At 57.9% G+C, this 9,179-nt stretch carries 10 protein-coding genes and 1 pseudogene; 10 read left to right on the forward strand and 1 reads right to left on the reverse strand.

Features of this window, described 5'->3' with window-relative positions:
* Positions 1-8 precede the first annotated feature (8 nt).
* Positions 9-800 carry an MBL fold hydrolase gene (locus tag ENGE1_RS23395; RefSeq protein ID WP_048254602.1) on the reverse strand — a complete coding sequence of 264 codons (792 nt, stop codon included), beginning with the start codon at positions 798-800 and terminating at the stop codon, positions 9-11.
* 432 nt (positions 801-1,232) lie between these two features.
* On the opposite strand from ENGE1_RS23395, the gene ENGE1_RS23400 reads away from it, so the two are divergent.
* The 10 genes and pseudogenes from ENGE1_RS23400 to ENGE1_RS23435 form a co-directional block, all read left to right on the forward strand.
* Complete coding sequence (locus ENGE1_RS23400) at positions 1,233-1,706, forward strand: cold-shock protein (protein WP_043085455.1); 474 nt, start codon at positions 1,233-1,235, stop codon at positions 1,704-1,706.
* A gap of 376 nt (positions 1,707-2,082) precedes the next feature.
* Positions 2,083-2,178, forward strand: a complete 96-nt coding sequence (dqlB, locus tag ENGE1_RS29405) for a DinQ-like type I toxin DqlB (RefSeq protein ID WP_272481209.1) — start codon at positions 2,083-2,085, stop codon at positions 2,176-2,178.
* A gap of 125 nt (positions 2,179-2,303) precedes the next feature.
* Positions 2,304-2,732: a hypothetical protein gene (locus tag ENGE1_RS27375; protein WP_072065309.1), complete on the forward strand. Its 429-nt coding sequence runs from the start codon at positions 2,304-2,306 to the stop codon at positions 2,730-2,732.
* A 69-nt stretch (positions 2,733-2,801) separates the two neighbouring features.
* Positions 2,802-2,912: pseudogene (locus ENGE1_RS29300) on the forward strand (cold shock domain-containing protein); the annotation flags it as partial.
* A 170-nt stretch (positions 2,913-3,082) separates the two neighbouring features.
* Positions 3,083-3,187 (forward strand): DinQ-like type I toxin DqlB, encoded by a 105-nt coding sequence (dqlB, locus tag ENGE1_RS29410; RefSeq protein WP_048254605.1) that lies wholly within the window; start codon positions 3,083-3,085, stop codon positions 3,185-3,187.
* Between the two features lie 398 nt (positions 3,188-3,585).
* Complete coding sequence (gbdR, locus tag ENGE1_RS23415) at positions 3,586-4,728, forward strand: choline metabolism transcriptional regulator GbdR (protein WP_048254607.1); 1,143 nt, start codon at positions 3,586-3,588, stop codon at positions 4,726-4,728.
* A 194-nt stretch (positions 4,729-4,922) separates the two neighbouring features.
* Positions 4,923-5,900, forward strand: a complete 978-nt coding sequence (locus tag ENGE1_RS23420) for a dipeptidase (protein WP_043085447.1) — start codon at positions 4,923-4,925, stop codon at positions 5,898-5,900.
* A gap of 26 nt (positions 5,901-5,926) precedes the next feature.
* On the forward strand, positions 5,927-6,457 hold the full coding sequence (locus ENGE1_RS23425; protein WP_048254609.1) for a 4-vinyl reductase: 531 nt from the start codon (positions 5,927-5,929) through the stop codon (positions 6,455-6,457).
* A 25-nt stretch (positions 6,458-6,482) separates the two neighbouring features.
* A complete protein-coding gene (gene dgcA, locus ENGE1_RS23430) occupies positions 6,483-8,546 on the forward strand; it encodes a dimethylglycine demethylation protein DgcA (protein ID WP_048254611.1) in 2,064 nt (687 codons plus the stop codon).
* Between the two features lie 16 nt (positions 8,547-8,562).
* Positions 8,563-9,179: DUF3483 domain-containing protein (locus ENGE1_RS23435; RefSeq protein ID WP_303745815.1), on the forward strand; the 617-nt coding region annotated here is incomplete at its 3' end.

Consider the following 9,179-nt stretch of genomic DNA (forward strand, 5'->3'; position numbering starts at 1 on the left):
CAGCGGTTTTACCGGAGACAGGCAATATACTTCTCTCCCGAGCGGCGCACGATCTCATCGGCATTTTGCAGAATATCTTTTCCTTCGAACGCGCCGTACAGCCTGTTGAATTTCACCGCACCCAGGCGGCGCGTAATGTCGGCGACCGCGCTGGCCGGCAGCGGCAGCATATTGGGATAGCTCCACATAAAGGAGACCGCATCGGCGCCCGGCGTGACCTGCACGATATCACCGGAGAGCACGATGCCGCCGTCCCGCGCCCAGTGCAGAATGCTGCCGCCGGCAAAATGTCCGCCGAGGCGCATTATCTTAATATCGCTTGCCAGCGCCAGCGTATCGCCTTCCCAAAAGGCGATGTGCGGGCTGTCGCGCATCACCCACCGGCGGTCGCTGGCGTGAAGATAAATCGGTGCGTTAAATGCTTCCGCCCAGTCCTGCATGGTGGTGTAGTAGTGGGGATGCGATATGGCGATAGCCTTCAGCCCGCCCAGCGCGGTGATAAGTTTTTTCGTGGCGTCATCGAGATTGGCAATGCAGTCCCACAGAATATTGCCCTCGGGCGTGAGCAGGATAAACGCCCGCTGATCGATGGCAAAATCAGGTACCGTGCGGAGGCTGAGAAGGGCATCGTCATGCTGCCGCCACTTATTGGCGTGCGAACGGTGCAGAGCGTCAACAGTAAGCCACTCTTGCCCGGAGGGGGGAACATACTGGCGTTCATCGGTGCATATATCGCAATGTTGCGGATGGGAGCCTGTTACTTCATAAGATGTGCCGCAGGTTTTGCATAGCGCGATCATTGGGCCTCTTTATCAGGACGCTGACGCTTAGGGAAACAGAGTCAGCATGGCACACGGCGACGGAAGGATGTGCCCGTTAGTGCTGCTGAATGAAGGAGAATGCCGCGATATTCCGCCAGCTAATGTCGCTTGCGTTTCAGGACATCGTGGTGAGGGCCGGTATTCGCCGGATAACCCGTTAATTGCTGGGCCGCTGTTTTTTACATTCCCGTGCGATGTAGCACTAAACGCCCATTCTGCCGTGCCAGGCTAAAGCGTGACTCGTAGGTATTCAAAGGGAGAGCTTATTGTTGTACAGATTATCAAACCAGGATGCGAACAAAAAGTGGTCAACCATAGCTATCTAAACCCGTAGCCCTCAAACGCAATCTGCATTACACTCCCCGGCAGCAAAACTGAATTTGTACAACATTTAACCAAGCGGTAACAGCAATGAACGGTACGATCACGACGTGGTTCCAGGACAAAGGCTTCGGCTTTATCAAAGATGAAAACGGCGATAACCGCTATTTTCACGTCATCAAGGTCTCCAATCCAGACCTTATCAAGAAAGACGCCGCCGTCACCTTTGAACCCACCACCAACACCAAGGGCCTGTCGGCCTATGCGGTTAAGGTGATTCCGGAGAGCAAGCACCTCTATATCGCAGGCGAACGCCTCAAGCTCACCGCCATCAAGTCATACGTGGTCTACAGCGAAGAGGTGCCCGCCGATGCGCATATTGATAAAGAAAATGCGGTGCTCTCCGTCGGCCTGCTGATGAACAGCATTAAACCGAAAGCGGTGAAGCCGGGCGAGATGCGCACGCTGAAGAAGCTGGCGATTACCACCTTCCACGGTACGACGCATATCTTCTCGGAGGATGAGATAGATATTGAGGCGACGATTAAGCTGCTGAAGGTGTAAGAAGGGCAGAAATAAAAAAAACCGACTGGTGAGGTCGGTTTTTTTAGCGGGCTGAGTCAGTAACTCAGGCCGCTGCGAGAGACCTTCTATCTGACGTGTCAAGTATAGGGTAACGATTTGTATTATACAATACAAAACACTACTTACTCTCGTGCTTAGATATTGCTGCAGATATAATCGATAAGTCAGCTCTGGATTATCTGTTTCCGGCAAATAATTAGCCGTCTTTAGTCCTGGTCAGGTGAACGGGTGGTGCCGTATCTGGTGCTCGGGCCGGGAACGAGAGATCTTCTATCTGACGATTGAAGACGCGGGCGTGACAGGCAATGTAAGAGTAAACGTCGGCGATCTCGTCTCCCACAATGGGAGCAAACGGATGATTGATCTTATTATCATCGTTCTACGGGCTGTCGTCGCGCTATCAAAAGCAGTGATTGCACTCCTGGAATTGATCCGTCACCTTGTCGAGTGATGAGGCCGGAAACGTAACTAAGGAGGAGGCGACCACCTCCTCCTTTAATAAAAATTAAGTTTGACCTCATTAATGAGCATGAAGAGTAACGAGTTCACGTAAAATTTCAAACAGAGTTGGAAATTATGCAAGGTAGTCCGGTTATTAAAAAACTTCATTGCATGCTTACCGCAGTTCTGCTGCTTATCGTTGCAGGGTTCTCTTTACTTTACTATTTCAGTCGGGAGGCACCGGATGATGAACTGTTTGCACAGCGTGAAATCACCGACAGCGTGTACCTCTATATAACCCGTTATAAAGGCGGGGGCGCGACTGTTTCCGAGGTATATCGATATTATCTTGACGGCAGGCTGCAGGGCGATATTCTTCATCATCTTAAAGACCGCAGTCCATTTCTGGTAGCAGAGGTGGCAAATGCCAGCATTACCGGCTACGGCGCACATATTAACGTTAAACTTAGCGGCCGCGTGTACTCCTTCACCAATTCTGACTTATTTTATTCAGAGGGGGTCGCTGTTATGCCTGTCATTGACTTTACGGTGAATAGTAAATAATCGTTATTCGGCTGGGCTAAAAATCCACAGCCATCCAGTCATACGAGGTTTACAGTGAAGCGGTCCCCGAAGATGCGTGCGCTGCAGAAACTGGCGATCACCACCTTCCACGGTACGACGCATATCTTCTCGGAGGATGAGATAGATATTAAGGCGACGATTAAGATACTGAAGGTGTGAGAGCGGCAGAAATAAAAAAATCGACGGGTGAGGTCGGTTTTATTATCGGACTAAGTCAGTGACTCAGGTCGTTACGAGAGACCTTCTATCTGACGATTGAAGGCGCTGGCGCGACAGGCAACGTAAGAGTAAGAGCCGGAGATTTCGTCTCCCACAATGGGAGCAAACGGATGATTGATTTCATCATCATCATCGTTATCGTTCTGCGGGCTGTCGTCGCGCTGTCAAAAGCAGTGATTGCACTCATGGAATTGATCCGCCACCTTATCGATTGATGAGGGCGGAAACGTAACTAAGAAGGAACGACCACCTCCTCCTGCCAGTGAACCCTTAGTATTGTTAATAAATTGTTTATACCACGCCCATCCTCCCCGCTGCACCATTACCCGCACAGGCAACGTTATCATGTCGCAAAACGGTGCAAAGATTGACCCATTTCCGGCCATAACGTGCCTGTTTTACTCCTCCGATCTCCGACCAGAATAGCGCGATTTTTTATTGAACGGCCCGTCAATGTTGATTTTATGTTTTTTATTTGTTTCGTGACGGTAATAACTCATTTGCACACATAACTAATGGCACATTAGTTGCTCATCTATTATCCACAGTGTGCGATGTCGTTATCAGGCCACTTTTGAATTCTTTCGGTGCAACATAATTAGAGGTAGGCGCAATGTCAGAGTCCAGCACAGGAACCCAGGGAAACACCGCTCCGGAGAAAGTTCGCCACGTCGGATTTTTGCTCCTCAACAACTTCACCATGATCGCGCTGGCAACGGCGGTGGAGCCTCTGCGCATGGCGAACCAGCTCTGCGGCCGCGAACTCTATAGCTGGTGCACCATAACAGAAGAGGGCAAGCCGGCGGTGGCCAGCGACGGCATCGCTATCACGCCGGACAGTTCGATGGCCGGCGCGCTGGGGCTGGATGTGCTGATCGTGGTCGGCGGCATCAACATTACCCGCAGCTACAGCTCCCGCCAGGTAGCCTGGCTGCAGGCGCTGGCTCGTAAGAAGATCCTGATCGGCGGCGTCTGCACCGGCCCCTATTTACTGGCGGAAGCCGGGCTGCTGGATGGCTACCACTGCAGCGCCCACTGGGAGTGTATCGCCTCAATGCAGGAAGCCTACCCGAAGGTGTTCTGCACCAATCAGCTGTTCGTCATCGAGCGCGACCGGATGACCAGCAGCGGCGGCACCGTGCCGATGGATATGATGCTGACCATGATCCAGCGCGACTTCGGCTATCAGCTGACGGCGGGGATCTCGGAGATGTTTATCTGCGACCGGGTGCGCAACGAGTCCGACTACCAGCGCATTCCGCTGCGCCACGTGCTCGGCACCGCCCAGCCGAGCCTGGTGGAAGCGGTCTCGCTGATGGAGGCCAACATTGAAGAGTCCATCGAGCTGGACGAGCTGGCGGGCTACGTCGGCCTCTCCCGGCGCCAGCTGGAGCGCCTGTTCCAGAAATACCTCCACTGCTCGCCGTCGCGCTACTACATGAAGCTGCGCCTGTTCCGCGCCCGCCAGCTGCTCAAGCAGACCTCGCGCTCGATTATCGAAATCGCCGTAGCCTGCGGCTTTGTGTCGACGCCGCACTTCAGCAAGTGCTACCGCGAACACTTCGGCATTCCGCCGAGGGAGGAACGGCGCGGCGTCAGTCACCCGCTGAACAGCAGGAGCCCGCAGGCGCTGAGCGAGTTCCCGGTATTCAGCGAAAAGCCGCAGGAGCCGCCAACCTCGGTCTCCCTGCGCCTGCTGGGCGAAGCCCGCTTTGAGCCGACCTACGGTTCGGTGAGGCTGACGCCGGGCGTATAGTTCCGCGCTTTCTCATTGCTGACGACGCGCCGCCGCTCCCTCCGGCGGCGCGCCGCGTTTTAAGCCGCAAAAAAGTCTCGCGCCACAGCGCTCCCGGTCAGCCGGGTGACGCTTTCAGAACAATTCCCCACTTTCGTTAATTCTATGCTGTCCGCATCCAACCACCTCCGGGTTAACGAAGACAAGGGGACGCTATGAATGCTGCCGAACTGCACCGCGACGCCATCGTAATTGACGGGCTGGTTATCGCCCGCTGGGATCGGGAACTGTTTCTCGATATGCGCAAGGGCGGTCTGACCGCCGCCAACTGCACGGTCTCGGTGTGGGAGGGATTCCAGAGCACCGTCAACAACATCGTGGCGATGAATAACCTGATTGCTGACAACGCCGATCTGGTCACCCAGGTCCGCACCACCGCCGATATTCGCCGCGCCAAGCAGGAGGGCAAAACCGGCGTCCTGTTCGGCTTCCAGAACGCCCACGCCTTTGAAGATCAGCTCGGCTATATCGACATCTTCAAGCAGCTTGGCGTTGGCGTGGTGCAGATGGCCTACAATACCCAGAACCTGGTGGGCACCGGCTGCTACGAACGCGACGGCGGCCTCTCCGGCTTCGGCCACGAGGTGGTAGAGGAGATGAACCGCGTCGGCATGATGTGCGATCTCTCCCACGTTGGGGCAAAAACCTCTGAGGAGGTGATCCTCGCCTCGAAGAAGCCGGTCTGCTACTCCCACTGTCTGCCCTCCGGCCTCAAGGATCACCCGCGCAATAAATCCGACGACGAGCTGAAGTTTATCGCCGACCACGGCGGCTTCGTCGGCGTCACCATGTTTACCCCGTTCCTTAAGAACGGCGTTAATTCGACGATTGAAGACTACGTAGAAGCCATCGACTACATCTACAACCTGGTGGGCGAAGATCAGATCGGCATCGGCACTGACTTCACCCAGGGTCAGGATCAGGCCTTCTTCGAATGGCTGACCCACGATAAAGGCTACGCCCGCCACCTCACCAGCTTTGGCAAAATCATCAACCCGAAGGGTATCCGCACCCTCGGCGAGTTCCCCAACCTGACGGAAGCGCTGCTGCGCCACGGCTTCACCGAGAAGCAGGTGCGCAAATTTATGGGCGAAAACTGGTTAAACGTTCTGGCCGAGGTGTGGGGCGAATAGCGCCCCGCCGCAACTGGAGGTAGTCAATGAGCACACACGCCCCTGAAATGCCGATTAGCGTCGATGACGAGACCGGCGTCTGGACCACCGACGCGCTGCCGATGCTGTACGTGCCGCGGCACTTTTTCGTCAACAACCATATGGCCATCGAAGAGGAGATCGGCGCCGAACGCTACGCCGAAATCCTCTACAAAGCGGGCTACAAGTCCGCCTGGCACTGGTGCGAAAAAGAGGCCGCCCTGCACGACATCAGCGGCGAAGACGTCTTCGCCCACTATATGAACCGCCTCTCCCAGCGCGGCTGGGGCTTTTTCGTCACCGAAGCGCTGGATCTGGAGCAGGGCACCGCCCGCGTGCGCCTGGAGAACTCGGCGTTCGTTTATCAGTACGGCAAGGTAAACCGCAAGGTGGACTACATGTTCACCGGCTGGTTCGCCGGGGCGATGGATCAGATAGCCCGGAGCCTTGGATATGCGGTGAAAACCCGGGCAATTCAGACCCAGAGCGCCGCCGAAGAGGGATGTGATGTCGGGATTTTCGTCGTTCATCCGCTGTAGCGACGTTTAACAGTAAGGTGCAGCCATGTCACAGTTCGATCTCCTGTTTCAGCCGTTAAACATTAATAAGCTGACCATCCGCAACCGCATCGTCAGCACCGCCCACGCCGAGGTGTACGCCACCGACGGCGGCATGACCACCGAGCGCTACGTTAAATATTACGAAGAGAAGGCCAGAGGCGGTTGCGGGCTGTGCATCTGCGGCGGCTCCAGCGTGGTCTCCATCGACAGCCCCCAGAGCTGGTGGAGTTCGGTCAACCTCAGCACCGACCGCATCATTCCCCACTTTCAGAACCTGGCCGACGCCGTGCACAAGCACGGCGGCAAAATCATGATCCAGATAAGCCACATGGGGCGGCGCTCGCGCTGGGACGGCGAAAACTGGCCGAACCTGATGTCGCCGTCGGGCATCCGCGAGCCGGTGCACCGCGCCACCTGCAAAACCATCGAAGTGGAGGAGATCGAGCGGGTGATCGGCGACTTCGCTAAAGCGGCGGTGCGCGCCAAAGAGGGCGGCCTGGACGGCGTTGAGCTCTCTGCCGTGCACCAGCACATGATCGACCAGTTCTGGTCGCCGCGGGTTAACAAGCGCACCGACGAGTGGGGCGGCAGCTTCGAAAACCGCATGCGCTTCGGCATGGAAGTGCTGAAGGCGGTGCGCGAAGCGGTGGGGCCGGACTTCGTGGTCGGCATGCGCATCACCGGCGACGAGTTCCACCCCGACGGCCTCAGCCACGAGGACATGCGCCAGATCGCCGCTTACTATGACGCCACCGGGCTGGTGGACTACTTCGGCGTGGTCGGCTCCGGCTGCGATACTCACAACACGCTGGCTAACGTCATTCCCAATATGAGCTATCCGCCGGAGCCGTTTCTGCATCTGGCGGCGGGCATTAAAGAGGTGGTGAAGGTGCCGGTGATCCACGCCCAGAATATTAAGGATCCCAATCAGGCACAGCGCATCCTCGCGGCGGGCTACGTCGATTTTGTCGGCATGACCCGGGCGCACATCGCCGATCCGCACTTTATAACTAAGATCAAAATGAATCAGGTAGATCAAATTCGCCAGTGCGTGGGGGCCAACTACTGCATCGACCGCCAGTATATGGGCCTCGACGTGCTGTGCATTCAGAACGCCGCCACCTCCAGGGAATATCTCGGCCTGCCGCATATCATCGAAAAAACCGCGGGGCCGGTGCGCAACGTGGTGGTGGTCGGCGGCGGGCCCGGCGGCATGGAGGCGGCGCGGGTCGCCGCCGAGCGCGGCCATAAGGTCACGCTGCTGGAGAAGGGCAGCGAGCTGGGCGGGCAGATAACCATCGCCGCTAAAGCGCCGCAGCGCGATCAGATGGCGGGCATCACCCGCTGGCTGGCGATGGAGCTGGAGCGCCTCGGGGTCACTGTCAGCTTCGGCGTTAACGCCGATGCCGCCACGGTGCGCGATCTGCGCCCGGACGTCTGCATTCTCGCCACCGGCGGCCAGCCGTTCCTTGAGCAAAATCCTGAGTGGGGCGCCGCCGAGGGGCTGGTGGTCTCCAGCTGGGATATCCTCACCGGCGCGGTGGAGCCGGGAAAAAACGTGCTGGTCTACGACAGCATCTGCGAATTCTCCGGCATGTCCGCCGCCGACTACCTGGCGTCGAAAGGGGCGCTGGTGGAGCTGGTCACCGGCGACATCAAGCCCGGCGTCGGCATCGGCGGCACCACCTTCCCGACCTACTACCGCAGCCTGTACGAGAAGGCGGTGATCATGACTTCCGATCTGGCGCTGGAGAAGGTTTATCGCGAAGGCGACAAGCTGGTGGCGGTGCTGGAGAACGAGTACACCGGCCAGAAGGAGGAGCGGGTGGTGGATCAGGTGGTGGTGGAGAACGGCACCCGCCCGGACGAATCGCTCTACTACGCCCTCAAGCCGGAGTCGTGCAACAGGGGGCAGATAGACAACGAGACGCTGTTCGCCATGCAACCGCAGCCGGTGCTCACCGCCCCGCAGGAGGGGATGATCCTCTGGCGGCTGGGGGACTGCGTGTCGCAGCGCAACACCCACGCGGCTATTTTAGACGCGCTGCGCCTGTGCAAAGACCTGTAACCCCGAGAGGCATCTTATGATACTCGACAGGCTTATTCCCATTTTACTGCTCGCCACGCTGCTGCTGGCGGCGCTCGGTATGCTCAGGCGGGCCCGACTCTGGCGGGCGGGCCGCCCGGACAAGGTGGATCGGCTGCGCGGCCTGATGGCGATGCCGCGCCGCTATCTGGTGGATCTGCACCACGTCGTCGAGCGCGACAAGGTGATGTCGAAAACCCACGTCGCCACCGCCGGCGGCTTCGTGCTGTCGATGGTCCTGCTGCTGGCCCACTACGTTATCGGCGTCAGCGGCGGGTTTATCAACCTGCTGCTGGCGGCGGCGCTGGTGCTGATGTTCACCGGCGCGGTGTTTGTCTATAAGCGCCGCCGCCGGCCGCCGCCGCGCCTCTCTAAGGGGCCGTGGATGCGGCTGCCGAAAAGTCTGCTCGCCTTTGCGGGCACCTTCTTTATTACCACCCTGCCGCTCTCGACGCTGGTGCCCAACCAGGCGGGGCAGTGGCTGCTGTCGGCCCTGCTGGTGGCGGGGATTGTCTGGGGGCTGGGCGAGCTGCTGTTCGGTATGGGCTGGGGCGGGCCGATGAAGCACGCCTTTGCCGGGACGCTGCACCTGGCCTTCCACCGCCGCCCGGAGCG

Origin of the sequence: Pluralibacter gergoviae ATCC 33028 = NBRC 105706, assembly GCF_001598855.1 — a bacterium.
Taxonomy (GTDB): Bacteria; Pseudomonadota; Gammaproteobacteria; order Enterobacterales; family Enterobacteriaceae; genus Pluralibacter; species Pluralibacter gergoviae.

Bases quoted from the DNA above. Each gene is read 5' to 3' on its own strand.
- ENGE1_RS23395 (WP_048254602.1), bottom strand. From the start codon at position 800: ATGATCGCGCTATGCAAAACCTGCGGCACATCTTATGAAGTAACAGGC.
- ENGE1_RS23400 (WP_043085455.1), top strand. From the start codon at position 1,233: ATGAACGGTACGATCACGACGTGGTTCCAGGACAAAGGCTTCGGCTTT.
- dqlB (WP_272481209.1), top strand. From the start codon at position 2,083: ATGATTGATCTTATTATCATCGTTCTACGGGCTGTCGTCGCGCTATCA.
- ENGE1_RS27375 (WP_072065309.1), top strand. From the start codon at position 2,304: ATGCAAGGTAGTCCGGTTATTAAAAAACTTCATTGCATGCTTACCGCA.
- dqlB (WP_048254605.1), top strand. From the start codon at position 3,083: ATGATTGATTTCATCATCATCATCGTTATCGTTCTGCGGGCTGTCGTC.
- gbdR (WP_048254607.1), top strand. From the start codon at position 3,586: ATGTCAGAGTCCAGCACAGGAACCCAGGGAAACACCGCTCCGGAGAAA.
- ENGE1_RS23420 (WP_043085447.1), top strand. From the start codon at position 4,923: ATGAATGCTGCCGAACTGCACCGCGACGCCATCGTAATTGACGGGCTG.
- ENGE1_RS23425 (WP_048254609.1), top strand. From the start codon at position 5,927: ATGAGCACACACGCCCCTGAAATGCCGATTAGCGTCGATGACGAGACC.
- dgcA (WP_048254611.1), top strand. From the start codon at position 6,483: ATGTCACAGTTCGATCTCCTGTTTCAGCCGTTAAACATTAATAAGCTG.